Genomic DNA, 19378 nt, shown 5'->3' on the forward strand with positions numbered 1-19378 from the left:
TGGCGGAGGAAGTCTAGAGCATGGGCGGAGCAGCCGCCAACCCGCCAGCCAGCGCCGACCTGCCCGGCTTCGAGGCGCAGCCGGGGCGCGTGCGCGTGCTGCTGCCCCTGCCGCTGGGGGAGGCGTACGACTACCTGCTGCCCCCGGAAACGGCCGTCGCGCCGGGCGCGATCGTGGAGGTGCCCCTGGGCAGCCGCCGCGTCGCCGGCGCGGTGTGGGAAACCGATCCCGACACGGCGAAGGTGCCCGCCCACAAGCTCAAGCGCATCCTCCGGGTGTGCGACGCGCCGCCCCTGCCGCTGCCGGTGCGCCAGTTCGTGGACTGGGTGGCGCGCTACTACCTGGCCGAGCCGGGCGCGGTGCTGAAGATGAGCCTGCCCGTGCCGGCCGCGCTGGAGCCGCCCGCCCCGCGCCTCGCCTACCGCCGGGCGATGGCCCCTGAGACCCTGCCGGTGCGCCTCACGGCGGCGCGCAGGCGCGTGCTGGACGTGCTGGCGGACGGCCTGGCGCGCCCGGCGGGCGAGCTGGCCAGCGAGGCGGCGGTGAGCAGCGCCGTGGTGCGCGGGCTGGCGGACGCGGGCGCGCTGGAGCAGGTGCCGGTCTATCCCCACGCCCCCGGCACGCTGCCCGAGGCGTTGCCCGAGGGCCCGCCGCTGTCCGACTCGCAGCGGCAGGCGGCGGATGCGCTCGTGGCGAAGGTCCAGGCCGATGCCTTCGCGGTGACGCTGCTGGACGGCGTCACCGGCTCCGGCAAGACGGAGGTGTACTTCCAGGCCGTGAAGGCGGCGCTGGCGCAGGGGCGGCAGGTGCTGGTGCTGCTGCCCGAGATCGCGCTCTCCGCCCAGTGGCTGGAGCGATTCGAGCGCCGATTCGGCGTCGAGCCGGCGCAGTGGCATTCCGACCTCACCCAGGCGCAGCGCCGCGACACCTGGCGCGCGGTGACGCGCGGCGAGGCACGGGTGGTCGTGGGCGCGCGCTCGGCGCTCTTCCTGCCCTATCCGGCGCTGGGCCTGATCGTCGTGGACGAGGAGCACGAACCCGCCTTCAAGCAGGAGGACGGCGTGCCCTACCACGCCCGCGACATGGCGGTGGTGCGCGCGCGCCTGGGCGGGATCGCGTGCGTGCTGACCTCGGCCACGCCCTCGCTGGAATCCATCGAGAACGTGCGCGCCGGGCGCTACGACAGCGTCCACCTGCCCGAGCGCCACGCGGGCGCGGCGCTGCCGGCGGTCGAGCCCATCGACATGCGCACGGACCGCCCGACGCCCATCGAAGGCCACGGCACCTCCTACATCGCGCCCGGCCTGCGCGACGCCCTGGCGGAAACCCTGGCGGCGGGCGAGCAGGCGATGCTGTTCCTGAACCGGCGGGGCTACGCGCCGCTGGTGCTGTGCCGGTCGTGCGGACACCGGCTGCAATGCCCCTACTGCACGGCGTGGCTGGTGGAGCACCGGCTGATCCACCGGCTGCAATGCCACCACTGCGGCTTCGCCATGAAGGCGCCCGACACCTGCCCCGAGTGCGAGGCGGCGGACAGCCTCGCCGCCTGCGGGCCCGGCGTGGAGCGGCTGACGGAGGAGGTGCGCGCGCTCTTCCCCGACGCGCGCACGGCGCTGATGGCGAGCGACACCGTCACCGGCCCCGATTCCGCCGCCCGCTTCGTGGAAAGCGTGCGCCGGGGCGAGGTGGACCTGCTGATCGGCACGCAGATCGTCGCCAAGGGCCACCACTTTCCGGGGCTGACGCTCGTGGGCGTGGTGGACGCCGACCTGGGGCTGGCGGGCGGCGACCTGCGCGCGGGCGAGCGCACCTATCAGCTGCTGCACCAAGTCGCCGGGCGCGCGGGCCGCGCCGAGAAGCCGGGGCGCGTGCTCTTGCAGACCTACGGGCCCGAGCACCCCGTGCTGGAAGCACTCGTGTCCGGCGACCGCGACGCCTTCCTCGCGGTGGAGGCGGAGAACCGCAAGCTGGCGGAGATGCCGCCCTTCACGCGGCTGGTGGCGCTGATCGTCTCCTCGCCGGAAGAGGATCAGGCCGATTCCCTGGCGCGCGCCCTCGCCCGCACGGCGCCCGTGCGCGAGGGCGTGGAGGTGCTCGGCCCCGCGCCCGCCCCGCTGGCGGTGCTGCGCGGCCGGCACCGGCGGCGCCTGCTGCTCAAGACGCGCCGCGACTTGGCGCCGCAGCCGCTCCTGCGCGCGTGGCTGGCCCAAATCGAGGTTCCCAACAAGGCGCGGCTGTACGTGGACGTGGACCCGTACGGGTTTCTGTAACACCTTGGGTCGGCTAACCGGTTTGCCGACGGCGGCGTGTTGCACCGCCGATGGTGCTGTGGTACCCGGCGCATGCTCACGGACGGGAGAGCCGTTCGTGCTCATCCCTGTGCGGTCTGGTACGCACCGGACATCTTCCGCAGGATACTTCGGGGGGCTGACGCGGTGGCATCGACCCTGATGAGCGGGCTGGCGGCGCGCTACGCGCAAGCGCTGCTGGAACTCGCGGACGAGAAGAAGAAGCTGGACGCGGTCGCCGAGGATCTGCGCGGGCTCCAGCAGCTCATCGCGGACAGCGACGACCTGCGCCGCTTCATCCGCAATCCCCTCTATGGCCGGCAGCGGCAGGTCGCGGCCATGAAGCGGGTCATGGACGACGCCGGCGCCGATCCGGTCACGGTCAACTTCGTCCAGCTCGTGGCGCGCAACGGGCGGCTGTTCGCGCTGCCCGAGATGGCGCAGGCCTATCTGGACGAACTCGCGCGCCGGCGCGGCGAGATCACCGCCCAGGTGACCGTCGCGCGCGAGCTGACGGACAAGCAAGCGCAGCAGCTGGAAGAAGCGCTGCGGCAGAGCGTGGGCGGGAAGGTCCATCTGGAGACCACGGTCGACCGCTCCCTCATCGGGGGCATGGTCGTGCGCGTGGGCTCGCGCATGGTGGACAACTCGCTGCGCAGCAAGCTCAATCGCCTTGAACACGCGCTGAAAGGGGCTGGGTGACGATGGACATCCGCGCTTCGGAAATCTCCGCCATCCTCAAGGAGCAGATCGAGAGCTTCGGCGCCGAGGCGGATGTCGCCGAGGTCGGGCAGGTCCTGTCCGTGGGCGACGGCGTCGCGCGCGTCTACGGGCTGGACAACGTTCAGGCCGGCGAGCTCGTCGAGCTGCCGGGCGGCGTCATGGGCATGGCGCTGAACCTGGAAACCGACAACGTCGGCATCGTTCTCTTCGGTGAGGACCGCCACATCCGCGAGGGCGACACGGTCAAGCGCACCGGCCGCATCGTCTCCGTGCCCGCGGGCAAGGAGCTGCTGGGCCGCGTCGTGGACGCCCTGGGCAACCCGATCGACGGCAAGGGCCCGATCAACGCCACCGAGCAGCGCCGCGCCGACGTCAAGGCGCCCGGCATCATGCCGCGCAAGTCGGTCGAGGAGCCCATGCAGACCGGGCTCAAGGCGATCGACGCCATGGTCCCGATCGGGCGCGGTCAGCGCGAGCTCATCATCGGCGACCGCCAGACCGGCAAGTCGGCGATCGCGCTGGACACGATCCTGAACCAGAAGTCCGTCAACGACACGGACGACGAGTCCAAGAAGCTCTACTGCATCTACGTCGCGATCGGGCAGAAGCGCTCCACCGTCGCCCAGCTCGTCAAGACGCTGGAAGACCAGGGCGCGCTGGACTACTCGATCATCGTCGCGGCCACGGCCTCCGAGCCCGCGCCGATGCAGTTCCTGGCGCCGTATGCGGCGTGCGCCATGGGTGAGTACTTCCGTGACAACGGCATGCACGCGATGCTCACCTACGACGACCTGTCGAAGCACGCCACTGCGTACCGCCAGATGTCGCTGCTGCTGCGCCGGCCGCCGGGCCGCGAGGCCTTCCCGGGCGACGTCTTCTACCTGCACTCCCGCCTGCTGGAGCGCGCGGCGAAGCTCAACGAGGATCACGGCGCGGGCTCGCTGACGGCGCTGCCGATCATCGAGACGCAGGCCGGCGACGTCGCCGCCTACATCCCGACGAACGTGATTTCCATCACGGACGGCCAGATCTTCCTGGAGACGGAGCTCTTCAACAAGGGCGTGCGCCCGGCGATCAACGTGGGCATCTCCGTCTCGCGCGTTGGCTCCTCCGCCCAGACGAAGGCGATGAAGCAGGTCGCCGGCCGCATCAAGCTGGACCTGGCGCAGTACCGCGAGATGGAGGCCTTCGCCCAGTTCGCCTCCGACCTCGACGCCTCGACGCAGCGCCTGCTGCAGCGCGGCGCGCGGCTGGTCGAGCTGCTCAAGCAGGACCAGTACTCGCCGCTCAAGGTCGAGGAGCAGGTCGTGGCGATCTTCGCCGGCGTGCGCGGCTTCCTGGACCACCTGCAGACCTCGGACGTGCAGCGCTTCGAGAAGCAGCTGCTCGACGAGTTCCGCGCCAACGGGCAGGAGCTGCTCAAGGCCATCCGCGAGGAAGGCAAGATCTCCGACAACCTCGAGGAGCGCCTTCAGAGCTTCATCAAGGACTTCTCGAAGAAGTTCGCCTAACCCTGCTCGGGTGAAACGGTCGGGAGGCGACACGCCGTGGCCAGCCTCAAGGAACTCCGCAACCGCATCAACTCGGTTCGGTCGACGCGCAAGATCACCTCGGCCATGAAGATGGTCGCGGCCGCCAAGCTGCGCCGCGCCCAGGAACAGGCCGAGGCGGCGCGGCCCTACGCGGTGCGCATGCAGCGCATGCTCGGTGAGCTCGCTGCGGGCGTCGAGGGCCGGCCGGGCGTGCCCGCGCTGCTGGCGGGCACGGGCCAGGACCAGACGCGCCTGATCGTGGTCTGCACGACCGACCGGGGCCTGTGCGGCGGCTTCAATACGCACATCGTGCGCGAGGCGCGCCGGCGCATCGACGCGCTTCAAAAAGAGGGCAAGACGGTCAAGGTGCTGTGCGTCGGCCGCAAGGGCCGCGACCAGCTCCGCCGCGGCTACCAGAGCCTGATCGTCGACACCCTGGAGGACATCGCCAAGCCGGAGCTGAACTACGATTCCGCCCGGCGCGTCGCCGATCGCATCACCGAGATGTACGGCGACGGCGAGTTCGACGTCTGCAACCTCATCTACGCCCGCTTCAAGTCGCCGATCCGTCAGATCGTGACGACGATGCAGCTGGTGCCCTTCTCGGTGCACGAGGAAGCGGCACCCGGCGAGAGCGAGGACGCGGAGTCCGCGGCCCAGAGCGAGGGCGATGCGGCCGGCGCCGGCGGCAGCTACATCTTCGAGCCGGCCGAGGAGCAGATCCTGGCCGACCTGCTGCCGCGCAACCTCGCGGTCCAGGTCTACCGCGCCCTGCTGGAGAACAACGCCGGCGAACAGGGCGCGCGCATGACCGCCATGGACGGCGCCACGCGCAACGCGGACGACATGATCGATAAGCTCACGATGACCTACAACCGCACGCGCCAGGCGGTCATCACGACCGAGCTGAACGAGATCGTCTCCGCCGCGGAGTCGATGAAGTAACTGGCGGCGCACACGCGGCCACGCCACGAGGGGAGCGAGCAACGCGATGGCGACTGGCAAGAACCTCGTCGGCAAGGTCACCCAGGTCATGGGACCTGTGGTGGACGTCCAATTCGAGGGCGACCTGCCGGCGATCCTGAACGCGCTCGAGACCGACAACCAGGGCCGACGGCTCGTGCTTGAGGTCGAGCAGCACCTCGGCGAGACCACGGTGCGCACCATCGCGATGGACGGCACCGAGGGTCTCGTCCGCGGCCAGGAGGTCACCGACACCGGCGGGCCGATCTCCGTTCCGGTCGGGCCGGAGACGCTGGGCCGCGTGATGAACGTCATCGGCGAGCCCATCGACGAGCGCGGCCCCATCGAGACCGAGGCCGGAACGGCGTCGATCCACAAGGAAGCGCCGGAGTACGTGGACCAGTCCACCGAGACCGAGATCCTGGAGACGGGCATCAAGGTCATCGACCTGCTCGAGCCCTACCCGCGCGGCGGCAAGATCGGCCTCTTCGGCGGCGCCGGCGTGGGCAAGACGGTGCTGATCCAGGAGCTGATCAACAACGTCGCCAAGGCCCACGGCGGCTACTCGGTCTTTGCCGGCGTCGGCGAGCGCACGCGCGAGGGCAACGACCTCTACCACGAGATGCTGGATTCCGGCGTCATCCGGACCGACGGCGGCCAGTCCCGCGCCTCGCTCGTCTACGGGCAGATGAACGAGCCGCCGGGAGCCCGCGCCCGCGTCGGCCTGACGGGCCTGTCGGTGGCGGAGTACTTCCGTGAGCAGGAGGGCAAGGACGTCCTGCTGTTCATCGACAACATCTTCCGCTTCACCCAGGCCGGCCAGGAAGTCTCGGCGCTGCTGGGCCGCATTCCCTCGGCCGTCGGCTACCAGCCCACGCTGGGCACCGAGATGGGCAACCTGCAGGAGCGCATCACCTCCACGCAGGCCGGCTCCATCACCTCGGTGCAGGCCATCTACGTGCCCGCCGACGACCTGACGGACCCGGCGCCGGCGACGGCCTTCGCCCACCTGGACGCCAGCACGGTGCTGGCGCGCTCCATCGCCGAGCAGGGCATCTTCCCGGCCGTCGACCCGCTGGACTCCAGCAGCCGCATCCTGGACAGCCGCGTCGTGGGCGAGGAGCACTACGAGACGGCGCGCGAGGTGCAGCGCATCCTGCAGCAGTACAAGGCGCTGCAGGACATCATCGCCATCCTGGGCATGGAGGAGCTGTCCGAGGAGGACAAGCTGACCGTCGCCCGGGCGCGCAAGATCCAGCGCTTCCTCTCCCAGCCCTTCCACGTGGCCGAGGTCTTCACCGGCCTGCCCGGCAAGCTCGTGTCCATCGAGGACACCGTGAAGGGCTTCAAGGGCATCTGCCAGGGTGACTACGACCACCTGCCCGAGGCGGCCTTCTACCTCGTCGGCACCATCGAGGAAGCCGTCGAGAAGGCCGAAAAGCTCGCCCAAGAGGCGGCCTGACCGGGAGGACGCCGATGGCCGCGAACGACGCCATTTCCTTCGAACTGGTCTCGCCCGAGCGGCTGGAGATCTCGGAGGATGTCGAGATGGTCACCGTGCCGGGCGCCGAAGGCCAATTCGGCGTCCTGGCCCGGCATGCACCGCTCATCTCCTCCCTCCGCCCGGGCGTGATCGGGATCTGCCGGTCCGGACGCGAGCCGGACGAGCGCTACTTCGTGGCCAGCGGCTTTGCCGAGGTCACCGGCGAGCGGTGCACCGTCCTGGCCGAGCACCCGGAAAAGGTCGACGAGCTCGACCGGGCGGCGGTCGAAAAAGCGCTCGAAAACGCCCGCGTCGACTACAACGACGCCAAGGACGAGAAGGAGCGCGACGCTGCGGCGTGGCGCGTCCAGGTCAACGACGCCCGGCTGCGGGCCATCACCGGCTGACCCGGCCCGGCCAACCGACGTTGCGAGGGACCCCGCCTTTGGCGGGGTTCTTCATGTTGGGCCTTGAAATCCCCGTGGTGGGAAACCCATCGTACAGCACGCGGTGATCCCAACGCGCCGAAATCGTGAGGCGGACGACATGGCCGACAGTCAGGTTTCCACGGACGACGCCGTTCAGGCCCAGGCCCAGCCGCAGGACATGCCCCGCGGCAACAAGGACGGGCGCCCCACCGGCAAGTATGATCAGCGCCAGACCTCCCTGGTGTCGATCGAACGCCACTGGGACATGGAGACGGACATTCCGTGGAGCCAGTTCGACCCGTCCCAGGTCGATCCGGAAATCCTCAAGATCGCCAAGGCCGCCAGCCTCGTCGAATACAACGCGCGCGACTACGCCACCTACCTCTGCAACGTCTTCCACGACGATCCCGACTTCCAGGAGGACGCCAAGGCCTGGGCGTACGAAGAAGTCCAGCACGGGGAATCGCTGGGTCGCTGGTGCGAGTACGCCGACCCCAACTGGGACCACAACGAGCACTTCTATCGCTTCGTCGAGGGCTTCCGCCCCGACATTACCGCCACGGAATCCATCCGCGGCAGCCGCTCCGGCGAGATGGTCGCCCGCTGCATGGTGGAGATCGGCACGTCCTCCTACTACGGCTCGCTGGGCACCGCCACCGACGAGCCCGTGCTCAAGGAAATCTGCAAGCGCATCTGTGCCGACGAGCTGCGGCACTACAAGATGTTCTACTCCCACATGAAGCGCTATCTGGAAAGCGAGCACCCCTCCAAGTGGTCGCGCTTCCGCATCGCGCTCGGCCGCGCCGTCGAAACCGAGGACGACGAGTTGTCCTACGCCTACTACGCGGCGAACGCCCCCTACGACGCCGAATACAGCCGCACCACCTACAACCAGGCCTACATGCGCCGGGCGTTCACCTACTATCAGCCCAAGCAGATCGAACGCGCCGTCTCCATGACCTGGAAGGCCAGCGGCTTCAACCCGCAGTCCAAGATCTCCGACGCCGCCGCCTGGCTCGCCTGGCAGTTCGTCTGCCACCGCGCCCGCAGCCTCGCCCGCAAAGGCGCCTGAAACACGCGCGTGTTTCATCGCATCTGTCAGTCAGACGGACGCCTTCCAAGCGAGATTATCGGGGCTGTCTTGGGAAAAGTGCCGGTAAACATTAGAGCAGATCGCCGTAAAGCAGAATCACCTGCGTGATTCTGCTTGCTCGTGCGTGAATCTGCTCGCACAGGAAAGACGGGGACCTATCGTGAGGTTTCCGGCTTTATCGGCAAACGCGATTTCACGCACGATGCTCTAGGATGTTTAATCCCATCTGTCATTCGACACCGGCGTCGCGCGGCCACTGAATGGGTCTCTCACGACCAATCGTGCGAACTCATTTTGTGTTGAGACTGGCACATTCCCCAAGATTTCCGCGACCTCTCGCTTGGAAGGCGTCCGTTGGACTGACAGTCGTTTCCAAAGATCATTTTTGGTTAAACATCCTCATGTTTGTTGAGGGCGTCGCGGATGCGGTTTTGTTCGGCGGCATCGATGGGGTAGCCGCGGACGATGGCGATGGCGGCCAGCTTGATGAAGACGGGAAACAGCGCGTAGAGGCCGGCGAGGGTCCACAGCGCGGGCTCGGTTTGCGCGGCGGCTTCGCGCTGGAAGCCGACGAGGTCGAGCGCGGGAAAGGCGATGCCGACCGCGAGCGCCAGCGGCACCTTGGTCGCCACGCCCCAGGCGGCGAAGAAGAGGCCCGCGCGCCGGCGACCGGAGCGCAGGGTGTCGTAGTCCACCACGTCCGCCTGCATCGACGGCGGCAGGGCCAGTTCCCCGCCCAGCGGCACGCCGGTCAGCACGCAAACGAGGACGAACCAGCCGACCTGCCCGGCGTCCAACAGCGCCGCGGGCCAGAAGCCGGCCGCCGCCATCGCCATGGCGGCCATCCAGGCGCGGTGCTTGCCGATGCGCCGGCTGAGCCACAGCCATCCCGGCACGGCCGCCACGGCGCAGGCGAAGTAGAGCCCCAGCAGCGGCCACGCCCACGCCTGCGCGCGCAGCACGTGCTCCACGTAGAGCAGGAAGAGCGTCGCGGGCAGGCCGTAGGCGACGCCGTTGATGAAGTAGGCGCCGATCAGCTGGCGGAAGGGGCCGTTCGTCCACACCAGCTTGAGCGCGCGCCCCGGCGCGACCGCATGGCTCGCCGCCGGCCCGATGGGCCGGTCGGGCAGGCCCCACACCGCCAGCCCCACGGCCAGCGGCAGCAGCACCGTCAGCCCCAGGGCCGTGCCGGTCATCACGTCGGGCCGGGCCAGGCCGAGCAGCGCCGGAATCCCCAGCGCCAGCAGCGTGCCCACGAGTTGCGACACCTCCCGAACGGCGGCGATCCGCGAGCGCTCGTGGTGGTGGGGGGACAGCTCGGCGGCCCAGGCCGTGTAGGGGACCATGATCATCGTGCCGCCAAGGTAGAGCAGGACCGTCCAGATCAGCAGGTGCGGCCAGCCCACCCCGGCCGCCGGCGCGAACAGCTGCCACGCCGCGAGCACCAGGATGGGAACACCCGCCACCATCCACGGCCGCCGGCGGCCGAAGGCGTTCGGCGAGCGGTCGGAGAGAACGCCGATCAGAGGGTCGCTCGCCACGTCCCACAGGCGCACGAGGAAGAGAACCGTGCCCACGGCGGCGAAGCCCACGCCCAGGTCGTCTGCATAGTAGGTGGGCAGCGTGACGTAGAGCGGCAGCAGCAGCACCGCCAGCGGAATGCCCGGCCCGGCGTAGGCGAGCAGCTGCCACGGCCGGAGCAGCCGCCGCGTTTCGTCCATCGCGGCAGGTCCGGTCACGATTTGGAGTCGAGCTTCGGCGAGGTGGGCACGAAACCGCTGCGCTCGATCAGTTCGTAGCGCACCGTGCTGCCGCGCGCCTGAAAGGTCAGCTTCACCCAGCGCCCCTGCTCGTCGTACCAGGCCTTGGCGTCCAACCCGCCGGACATCGTGTAGCCCTGCGCCGGCACGCGGCCCTCCGGCGTCGGGACCAAGTCCGTCTTGGGGTGCTGCGCCACGGTGATCTCGGCCAGATTGCCCTTCTGGGTGTTGAGGAGCTGCGCGCGCTCGACCGTCGCCGTCATCCAGTAGGTCGACGGCAGGGTGTCGCCCGGCATCGTGCGCGTTGTGCCGTTCTCGTCCGTGACGCGGAGCTGCCCCTCGTCCGTGCGCTCAGCCTGGACGCGGTGCTTGGTGCCATCGTCGTTCGTCCGCGCGCTCATGCGCACGAGCTCGCCCTGTTCCCACTGCGTCTCGTTGCGGTGGGTGTAGCGGAACAAGGTGACGAAGGCGAAGCCGACCTTGAGGTCGATGGCGATCTCGACGCGCAGGCTGTCCGGCCCCAGCCGCGTGAACCGCAGCTCGTGCATGCCGATGCGGTCCCCGTCGTAGTGGACGGCGAAGCGCATGCGCCCTTCCTCGGTCGCGGCGCCCGCCTCCGCCGCGGGGGCGAGAGCCGCCATCCCGAATGCCGCCGCCGCAAGCCATCCGCCTCGCGCCATCGCGCACGCTCCCCCAGAGCAGATCGCCGTAAAACGGAACCAGCTTTTTCCGCTCGCCCACGCCGCCGTGGCCATCCCGGCGTGGTTCCGTTTGCTCGTGCGCAAATCTGCTCGCACGGAAAAAGCAGGACCTTATCCCGAAGCTTTCCGTTCGATCGTCGAACATGATCTCACGCACGATGCTCGAAGATGATGCACCCGCTTGTTCGCAGACGGGCACGCACCAGATCACGTCTGAAAGCGCAGGACGGCGCGGATGAAGCCCGGGCGCGCAGGCGTTACGCTTCTCCTCGCCCGCCATCGAAAGGAATCGAGGCCATGGTGCAGCTCACCCGCATCTACACGCGCGGCGGCGACAAGGGGCAGACCTCGCTCGGCAGCGGCCGGCGCGTGCGCAAGCACGACCCGCGCGTGACCGCCTACGGCACGGTGGACGAGGCCAACGCCGCCATCGGCGTGGCGCGGCTGCACGTGCCCGAGGCCATCGACCGCATGCTGGTCCGCATCCAGAACGACCTCTTCGACGTGGGCGCGGACCTGTGCACGCCCGAGCAGGACGAGCCCGAATTCACGCCGCTGCGCGTCACCGAGGATCAGGTGGCGTGGCTGGAAGCGCGCGTGGACGAGATCAACGCGGACCTGCCGCCGCTCAAGTCCTTCGTGCTGCCGGGCGGGAGCGCGGGCGCCGCCCACCTGCACCAGGCGCGCTGCATCGCCCGGCGGGCGGAACGCGACATCACGCTGCTGGCGGAGGACGAGGCCATCAACCTGGACGCCCTGCGCTACATGAACCGGCTGTCGGATCTGCTGTTCGTGCTGGCGCGCCACGCCAACGCCGACGGGGCCGGCGACGTGCTCTGGAAACCCGGGGAAAACCGGGCGTAAAGCCGCATCTGGCCGGCCTTGACGCCCCATCGGGCGCCCCCTATCGTGCGCCGCGCTTTGCGGCGCGGCCCAAAGGGGCACGCCCGCCCATCAGCCGACACCATCGCGCCCACCACACACCTCGTAAGGGAACACCCATGAGCGTCCTGGTCATCGCCGATCACGACGGTCAGCAGCTCACGACGGGCACGCGCGCCACGCTGACGGCCGCCAAGGAGCTGAACGCGGACCGCATCGACATCCTCGTCGCCGGCCACGACTGCCGCGCCGTTGCCGAACAGGCCGCGCAGGCCGCCGGCGTGACAACCGTGTTCCTGGCGGACGGCGAGTCGCTGGCGCACAAGCTGGCGGAGAACATGGCGCCGCTGGTCGCCGAGCACGGCGCCAAGTACGATCACGTGTTCGCGCCGGCCTCCTCCACCGGCAAGAACGTCGTCGGCCGCGCCGCCGCGCTGATGGACGTGCAGCCGGTCGCCGACATCACGGGCGTGATCGGCGCCGACACCTTCCGCCGCCCGATCTACGCCGGCAACGCCATCGCCACGGTGCAGGCCGGCGCCGGCACCAAGGTCATCACGGTGCGCGGCACGGCGTTCGAGGGCGACGCGCTGGAGGGCGGCGGCGCCGCCATCGAGGAGGTCGCCGCACCGGGCGATCAGGGTCTGTCCAGCTTCGTCGGCCAGGAGCTGAGCCAGTCCGACCGGCCCGAGCTGGCCTCCGCGCGCATCGTCGTCTCCGGCGGCCGCGGCGTGGGCAGCGGCGAGAACTTCCAGCTCATCGAGCGCGTGGCCGACAAGATGGGCGCCGCCGTGGGCGCCAGCCGCGCGGCCGTGGACGCCGGCTTCATGCCCAACGACTACCAGGTCGGCCAGACCGGCAAGGTGGTCGCGCCGGACCTTTACATCGCCGTGGGCATCTCCGGCGCCATCCAGCACCTCGCCGGCATGAAGGACTCGAAGTACATCGCCGCCATCAACAAGGACGAGGAGGCCCCGATCTTCTCGGTGGCCGACTACGGCCTCGTCGCCGACCTCTTCGAGGCGGTGCCGGAGCTGGAAAAGGAACTGGACAACGTCCAGTCCTGAGCGCGACGCTGACGGCCCCGGCGCGGCCCGCCGCCGTGCCGGGGCCGGGCGCGGCACACGCGCCGGGCGGTTTCACGCGGCCGGACGGGCGCCATGCTCAACCAGACCGACGACCGGCCCATCGTGGGTTCGGACGAGATTAAGCGCGTGGGCGTGATCGGCGCCGGGCAGATGGGCGGCGGCATCGCCCAGACGCTGGCCCAGTGCGGCTACGGCGTGCGCCTGCTGGACCAGGACCAGGCGAGCCTGGACGCCGGCCTCGCCAGAATCCGCAAGAACCTGGATCGCGGCGTGGAGCGCGGGCGCATCGACGCGGAAACGCGCGACGCGGCGATCGAGCGCATTTCCACCGGCCTCGACTACAGCCAGTTCGGCGATTGCGACGTCGTCATCGAGGCGGCGACCGAGGACGAGGCGATCAAGCGCCAGATCCTGAAGGCGCTGGTGCCGCACCTGCGCCCCGACGCCATCGTCGCGACCAACACCTCCTCCATCTCCATCACCCGCTTGGCGGCGATGACCGACCGGCCGGGCCGGTTCATGGGCATGCACTTCATGAACCCCGTGCCGGTCATGCGGCTGGTGGAGCTGATCCGCGGCATCGCTACCGAGGAGACGACCTTCCGGGTGGTGCGCGATTTGGCGCTCAAGCTCGGCAAGACGCCGGCCGTGGCCGAGGACTTCCCGGCCTTCATCGTCAACCGCATCCTGCTGCCGATGATCAACGAGGCGGTCTACGTCCTCTACGAGGGCGTGGGCGGCGTCGAATCCATCGACACGGCGATGAAGCTGGGCGCCAACCATCCCATGGGCCCGCTGGAACTGGCCGACTTCATCGGCCTGGACACCTGCCTGGCCGTGATGCACGTGCTCCACAACGGCCTCGCCGACAGCAAGTACCGCCCCTGCCCGCTGCTGGTGAAGTACTGCGAGGCCGGCTGGTACGGGCGCAAAGTGGGCCGCGGCTTTTACGACTACAGCGGCGACACGCCGGTGCCGACGCGGTAACGGGCGCCGCTTTTATCTTCCGCCCGCGGCGGCAACCCGTTCGGCCGGGAGATAGAGGCGCGCCACCGTGCCCGCGCCCGGCTCGCCCGCCAGGTCCAGCGACCCGCCGTGCAGTTCGATCAGGTTGCGTGTGATGCTCAGTCCCAGGCCCGTGCCGCCTTTGTGGTCGCGCGAAAGCTGACTGACCGCCTGCTCGAAGGGCTGAATCACGCGCTCGCGGTCCTCCGCGGCGATGCCGGGGCCGGTGTCGGCAACCTCAATCGTCACGCCGCCATCCGCCGTCATCCGCCCCTGCAGGCGCACCGCGCCGTCCCGTCCCGCGAACTTGACGCCGTTGGCCAGCAGGTTGAGCAGCATCTGCCGGAGCGCGCGCGCATCGGCCCAGAGGTGGGGCAGGTCCGCCGGCAGCTCGTCCGCCAGCTCGACGCCGGCCCGCTCCGCCTGGGGTCCCACCATGCGCAGGCTGGGCGCCGCCACCTCGCGCGGCGCGACCCAGTCCTCGTCGAGGTTGTAGGCGCCGCGCTCCAGCTTCGCCATGTCCAGCACGTCGTCCACCAGCGCCAGCAGATGCTGGCCGCTTTCGTGGATCGTCTCCGCGTAGCCCGCGTAGGTCGCCACGTCGTCGCCGAAGAGGCGCCGCCGGATGACGTCGGCGAAACCGATGACCGCGTTCAGGGGCGTGCGCAGCTCGTGGTTCATCGTGGACAGAAAGCGGGTTTTCGCCGCGTCCGCCGCGGCAGCCCGGTCGCGCGCCTCGCGCAGCTCGCGCTCCAGCCGCTTGTGGGCCGTGATGTCGCGGAAGAACCAGACGCGGCCAAGATACCCCCCGTCGCGATCGCGCATCGGGCCGGTGTAGCGTTCCACGACGCGGCCATCGGTGAGCGCGATCTCGTCGTAGCCGATTTCGGCCGGGTCGGCCGCGAGCTTGCGCATGCGGGCGAGAAAGGCGGCGGGGTTGGCGACCTGGCTCTGGGCGTAGCGGAACAGCTCGTCGCCGTCGTTCTCGTCGATCAGCTCCGGCGGCATGTTCCAGATTTCCAGAAAACGCCGGTTGTGGAAGATGGGGCGGCGGCGGTCGTCCACCACCAGGATGCCGTCGGGCGACAGCTCCGACAGCGTTTCGTGGAACGCCGTGCGGTAGCGCAGGTCCGCCTGCGCGCTGCGTTCCGCGCTGATGTCGTGGACCGTGACGAGAAGGCACGCCTGACCCGCGAGCCAGAAGGGCGCGTAGGCTACCCGCGCGGGAAAGGTGCGCCCGTCCAGCCGCGACAGCTCCGTTTCCAGCTCCGTGAAACCGCCGTGTTCCGCCAACCGCGCCATCGCCGCCTCGCGGTCCTCGGGCACGGCGTGAAAGGCTCCGGCCGTGTAGCCGGCCAGCGGCTCGCAGTCCGGGCGGCACGGCGCGCGCAGCAGCGCGTTCAGGCGCCGGCTGGCAACGTAGACGCAGCCGTCGCTGGGGCGCGCGAGGGCCATGGGAATGGGCGCCTCGCGGATCAGCGAGCGCACCCGGTCGTCGAGCGCGTCCGGTGGTTCAGCGTCCTCGGCCACGGGGCCGGCAAGCGCGGCCGCCGCCTCGCGGCTCAGGAAGCCGTCCGCGTCGGCCGCCCGGCGGGCCCGCGCCAGCTGCTCCGCCGTCGGCGTCGGGTCCCCGGCGCTCAGCCCGCAAAACCAGCGGTACGACAGCCGGTCGGCCAGTTCACCGGCGAACACCGCGTCGCCCAGGCGCTGGGCGTGCTGAAGGAGAATCGCGTGCGCCAGAACCCCTGCATCCGCCTCGTCAGCGGCATGCGGCCGGATGCGCGCCATCAGGCCCGCCCAATCGAGGCGGGCGCGCGCTTCGGCGAGGGCTTCGACATCGGGCCCGGCCGTCCGCAGGGGCACCACCGTCATGCCGCCGAGCGTGCGGGCAACCGGGTTTCGATACGTTTAAGCTCGAAAAGCTGTGCGATAACCGCGCGCGGCGCGAATCAGCCCCCGTTGCCCTCGGCCTTGTCCGCGTAGTGCCGCAGGAAGGCCTGCACGTTGTCGCTGTTCCAGTCCAGCGGGCCGGTGACGTTGCCGATCACCCGGCCCTCGGCGTCGAGCACGAAGGTGGTGGGCATGGCGCGCACGTCGAAGGCGCGCGCCAGCTTGCCGTCGGAATCCAGGTAGATGGGCAACTCGGGCACGTCCACGCGGTTCTTCAGGAAGGGGCCCACGGCGTCCATGCCGCCGCGGTCCTGCGACACGGCCAGCACGTGAACCCCGGCGTCGCGCATGTCCGTGTGCAGGGCCTCCAGGGTGGGCATCTCCTCGACGCAGGGGGCACACCACGTGGCCCAGAAGTTGAGGACCAGCACCTCGCCCTCGAAATCGGCGAGCGTGACCCGCTCGCCCTCGCGGGTCTTGAACGCCACGTCCGGCGTGCTCTGGGGCGACTTGCGCAGCTCCATGCGCTCGCCGAAACTGCCCTTCAGCGGCGGTCCCCCCGCGCTCGCCGGGACGGCCGAGAGCACGCCCACGCCCAGCAGCAGCGCGGCGCAGACACCGATCAGGCCAAGCTTTCCTTCGCGCATCGCGTTCGCTATCCCTTGCCCATCATGAGCGACGATCCCACAGCCAACGACGAGCAGCCGAGCGCCATCTGGGGCGGCCGCTTCACCGGCGGCCCCGCCGCGGCGATGCGCGCCATCAACCCGTCGATCGGCTTCGACCAGCGCTTGTACGCCGAGGACATCGACGCCAGCAAGGCGCACAGCGCCATGCTGGCGCATCAGGGCATCATAGCCGAAGCCGACGACGCAGCCATCCGCGACGGACTCGAGACCATTCGTCGCGAGATCGAGGCCGGCACCTTCACCTTCTCGGCCGCGCTGGAAGACATCCACATGAACGTGGAAGCGCGGCTGACGGAACTGGTGGGCGAGCCCGGCCGGCGCCTGCACACCGCGCGCTCGCGCAACGACCAGATCGCCACCGACCTGCGCCTGTGGGTGCGCGGCGCCATCGACCGCCTGGACGGCGAGCTGGCGGCGGTCCAGAAGGCCCTGATCGAGCAGGCCGAAAACGGTGCCGAGCTGGTGATGCCGGGCTACACCCACCTGCAGGCGGCGCAGCCCGTCACGCTCGGCCACCACATGCTCGCCTACGTCGAGATGTTCGGCCGCGACCGCGGACGCCTGGCGGACGCGCGCAAGCGCCTCAACGAATGCCCGCTGGGCGCGGCGGCGCTGGCGGGCACGGCCTTCCCCATCGACCGCGGGATGACCGCCGAAGCCCTCGGCTTCGACGCGCCCACGGCGAACAGCCTGGACAGCGTCGCCGACCGCGACTTCGCGCTGGAATTCCTCGGCGCCGCCAGCATCGCGGCGACGCACCTCTCGCGCCTTTCGGAAGAGCTGGTGATCTGGTGCAGCGAGGGCTTCGCCTTCGTCGAGCTGTCGGACGCCTTCACCACCGGCAGCTCCATCATGCCGCAGAAGAAGAACCCCGACGGCGCGGAGCTGGTGCGCGCCAAGGCGGGGCGCGTGATCGGCGGGCTGATCAACCTGCTGACCGTGATGAAGGGCCTGCCGATGGCCTACGGCAAGGACATGCAGGAGGACAAGGAGCCCGTCTTCGACGCGGCCGACACCCTGGAGCTGTGCCTCGCCTGCACCGCCGGCATGATCGCCGACATGACGCCCAACGCCGAAAACCTGCGCGCGGCCACGCAGCGCGGCTTCCTCACCGCCACGGACCTCGCCGACTGGCTGGTGCGCGAGGCGGGCATGCCCTTCCGCGAGGCGCACCACGTCACCGGCCGGCTGGTGGCGCTGGCCGAGCGCACGGGCCGCGACCTGCCGGAACTGACGCTGGCGGAGATGCAGGCGGAGGACGCGCGGATCACCGAGGACATCTTCGGCGTGCTGACCGTGGAGCGCAGCGTCGCCAGCCGCACCTCCCTCGGCGGCACGGCGCCCGACACCGTGCGCGCGGCGGCCGCCCGCGCGCGGGAGCGCTTCCTGTGACGGCGCGGGTCGCCGCGGCGCTGATGCTGGCCGCGCTCGCGGCCGCGGCCTGCGGCAAGCGCGGCACGCTGGAGCCGCCGGAGGGCTCGACCTACCCGCGCACCTACCCCGCACCGGAAACGGTCGTGCCCCAAACCGACAGCCCCGATTCCACCGACAGCACCGACGACGCCCCGACCGGGAGCACCACGTGACGGGTTTCGCCTACCACGAGGGCCGCCTGCACGCCGAGGCGGTTCCGCTGGACACCGTGGCGGCGCAGGTGGGAACGCCCTGCTACGTCTACAGCCAGGACGCCATGCAGGCGGCCTTCGACCGCTTCGCCGGGGCGCTGGAAAGCGCCACGCGGCGCAAGCCGCTGGTCTGCTTCGCCGTGAAGGCGAACGGCAACCTCTCGGTGCTGCGCGCCCTGGCCGCGCGCGGCGCGGGCGCGGACGTCGTCTCGGGCGGGGAGCTGCGCCGGGCGCTGGCGGCCGGGATCTCGCCCCACCGCATCGTCTTCTCCGGCGTGGGCAAGACGCGCGACGAGCTGGCCTACGCGCTGGAAAGCGGCATCCACCAGATCAATGTGGAATCCCAGCCCGAGCTGGAGCTGCTGGGCGAGCTGACGAACGAAATGGGGGTGCGCGCGCCCGTGGGCATCCGCGTGAACCCGGACGTGGACGCCAGCACGCACCACAAGATCGCCACGGGCCGCGCGGGCGACAAGTTCGGCATCGACGCGCCCGACGTCGGCGAGGTGCTGGAAACCGCACGCCGCTTCTCGCGCCTGGACGTGGTGGCGCTCGCGGTCCACATCGGCTCGCACATCTACGACCTCTCGGCGTTCGAGCGCGCCTTCAACCGCCTGACGGCGATGTACGGCGAGCTGCGCGCCGAGGGCTGGCCGCTGCGCCGCCTGGACATGGGCGGCGGCCTGGGCATCGCCTACGACGACGCCACACCGCCGCCGGACCCCGAGGCCTACGCCGAGGTGGTGGCGCGCAGCGTGGGCACGCTGGACGCCGAGCTGGCGTTCGAGCCGGGGCGCTTCCTGGTGGCGAACGCTGGCGTCCTCGTGACGCGCGTGACCTACGTGAAGCCCGGCCGCGCGCGGCCCTTCGTGGTGGTGGACGCAGGCATGAACGACCTCATCCGCCCGGCGCTCTACGACGCGCACCACGCCATCACGCCCGTGGCCGAGCCGCACGGCCACGCGGGGCTGTCGCCGGTCGACGTCGTCGGCCCCGTCTGCGAGACGGCCGACACCTTCGCCACGGCGCGCTCCCTGCCGCCGATCGCCCAGGACGATCTTCTGGCGATCCGCTCCGCCGGGGCCTATGGCGCGGTCATGGCGTCGATGTACAATGCGCGGCTGCCGGCGCCCGAAGTGATGGTCCACGGCAACCGCTGGGCCGTCGTCCAGCGTCCGCCGGACCACGACGCCGTGATGGCGATGCAACCAGTGGCGGACTGGCTGAC

General features: G+C 70.3%; 17 protein-coding genes. 13 read left to right on the top strand and 4 right to left on the bottom strand.

What is annotated here, in order from left to right; all coding sequences use genetic code 11:
• Nucleotides 1–20: 20 nt before the first annotated feature.
• The 7 genes from BLQ43_RS12985 (at nt 21) to BLQ43_RS13015 (ending at nt 8489) form a co-directional block, all read left to right on the top strand.
• Nucleotides 21–2270, top strand: a complete 2250-nt coding sequence (locus BLQ43_RS12985; protein WP_090021788.1) for a primosomal protein N' — start codon at nt 21–23, stop codon at nt 2268–2270.
• 165 nt (nt 2271–2435) lie between these two features.
• Nucleotides 2436–2990, top strand: coding sequence for a F0F1 ATP synthase subunit delta (locus tag BLQ43_RS12990; protein WP_218119215.1), 555 nt, complete (start codon nt 2436–2438; stop codon nt 2988–2990).
• Between the two features lie 2 nt (nt 2991–2992).
• Nucleotides 2993–4522 carry a F0F1 ATP synthase subunit alpha gene (gene atpA, locus BLQ43_RS12995; RefSeq protein ID WP_090021795.1) on the top strand — a complete coding sequence of 510 codons (1530 nt, stop codon included), beginning with the start codon at nt 2993–2995 and terminating at the stop codon, nt 4520–4522.
• A gap of 36 nt (nt 4523–4558) precedes the next feature.
• Nucleotides 4559–5488, top strand: coding sequence for a F0F1 ATP synthase subunit gamma (locus tag BLQ43_RS13000; RefSeq protein WP_090021798.1), 930 nt, complete (start codon nt 4559–4561; stop codon nt 5486–5488).
• Nucleotides 5489–5534: 46 nt separating this feature from the next.
• Nucleotides 5535–6968 carry a F0F1 ATP synthase subunit beta gene (gene atpD, locus BLQ43_RS13005; protein ID WP_090021802.1) on the top strand — a complete coding sequence of 478 codons (1434 nt, stop codon included), beginning with the start codon at nt 5535–5537 and terminating at the stop codon, nt 6966–6968.
• 14 nt (nt 6969–6982) lie between these two features.
• The gene (atpC, locus tag BLQ43_RS13010; protein ID WP_090021805.1) at nt 6983–7396 is read left to right on the top strand and encodes an ATP synthase F1 subunit epsilon; all 414 of its coding nucleotides are present in this window, start codon (nt 6983–6985) and stop codon (nt 7394–7396) included.
• Between the two features lie 139 nt (nt 7397–7535).
• Nucleotides 7536–8489, top strand: a complete 954-nt coding sequence (locus BLQ43_RS13015; RefSeq protein WP_245659591.1) for a ferritin-like domain-containing protein — start codon at nt 7536–7538, stop codon at nt 8487–8489.
• Between the two features lie 410 nt (nt 8490–8899).
• Here the strand turns inward: BLQ43_RS13015 and BLQ43_RS13020 are convergent, their stop codons facing one another.
• Nucleotides 8900–10231: an MFS transporter gene (locus BLQ43_RS13020; protein ID WP_090021808.1), complete on the bottom strand. Its 1332-nt coding sequence runs from the start codon at nt 10229–10231 to the stop codon at nt 8900–8902.
• 14 nt (nt 10232–10245) lie between these two features.
• Nucleotides 10246–10950 (bottom strand): DUF6134 family protein, encoded by a 705-nt coding sequence (locus BLQ43_RS13025; protein ID WP_143006287.1) that lies wholly within the window; start codon nt 10948–10950, stop codon nt 10246–10248.
• Nucleotides 10951–11268: 318 nt separating this feature from the next.
• Here BLQ43_RS13025 and BLQ43_RS13030 point away from each other — a divergent pair, with 318 nt between their 5' ends.
• From BLQ43_RS13030 to BLQ43_RS13040, 3 genes are all read left to right on the top strand, one after another.
• Nucleotides 11269–11835 carry a cob(I)yrinic acid a,c-diamide adenosyltransferase gene (locus BLQ43_RS13030; protein ID WP_090021815.1) on the top strand — a complete coding sequence of 189 codons (567 nt, stop codon included), beginning with the start codon at nt 11269–11271 and terminating at the stop codon, nt 11833–11835.
• 137 nt (nt 11836–11972) lie between these two features.
• Nucleotides 11973–12920: an FAD-binding protein gene (locus tag BLQ43_RS13035; RefSeq protein ID WP_090021819.1), complete on the top strand. Its 948-nt coding sequence runs from the start codon at nt 11973–11975 to the stop codon at nt 12918–12920.
• Nucleotides 12921–13013: 93 nt separating this feature from the next.
• Nucleotides 13014–13928: a 3-hydroxybutyryl-CoA dehydrogenase gene (locus BLQ43_RS13040; RefSeq protein WP_090021823.1), complete on the top strand. Its 915-nt coding sequence runs from the start codon at nt 13014–13016 to the stop codon at nt 13926–13928.
• A 12-nt stretch (nt 13929–13940) separates the two neighbouring features.
• On the opposite strand, the gene BLQ43_RS13045 is transcribed toward BLQ43_RS13040, so the two are convergent.
• Nucleotides 13941–15818 (bottom strand): ATP-binding protein, encoded by a 1878-nt coding sequence (locus tag BLQ43_RS13045; RefSeq protein ID WP_090021827.1) that lies wholly within the window; start codon nt 15816–15818, stop codon nt 13941–13943.
• Between the two features lie 77 nt (nt 15819–15895).
• Nucleotides 15896–16483 (bottom strand): TlpA family protein disulfide reductase, encoded by a 588-nt coding sequence (locus tag BLQ43_RS13050; protein WP_090021831.1) that lies wholly within the window; start codon nt 16481–16483, stop codon nt 15896–15898.
• A 21-nt stretch (nt 16484–16504) separates the two neighbouring features.
• Between BLQ43_RS13050 and argH the strand changes: the two genes are divergently transcribed.
• The 3 genes from argH to lysA form a co-directional block, all read left to right on the top strand.
• A complete protein-coding gene (gene argH, locus BLQ43_RS13055; protein WP_437123482.1) occupies nt 16505–17917 on the top strand; it encodes an argininosuccinate lyase in 1413 nt (470 codons plus the stop codon).
• Nucleotides 17914–18111, top strand: coding sequence for a hypothetical protein (locus BLQ43_RS13060; protein ID WP_090021838.1), 198 nt, complete (start codon nt 17914–17916; stop codon nt 18109–18111). The genes argH and BLQ43_RS13060 overlap by 4 nt, the downstream gene beginning before the upstream one ends.
• A partial coding sequence (lysA, locus tag BLQ43_RS13065) for a diaminopimelate decarboxylase (RefSeq protein ID WP_090021842.1) occupies nt 18108–19378 on the top strand: 1271 nt, incomplete at its 3' end. The genes BLQ43_RS13060 and lysA, both read left to right, overlap by 4 nt.

Origin of the sequence: Limimonas halophila, from assembly GCF_900100655.1 — a bacterium.
Taxonomy (GTDB): Bacteria; Pseudomonadota; Alphaproteobacteria; order Kiloniellales; family Rhodovibrionaceae; genus Limimonas; species Limimonas halophila.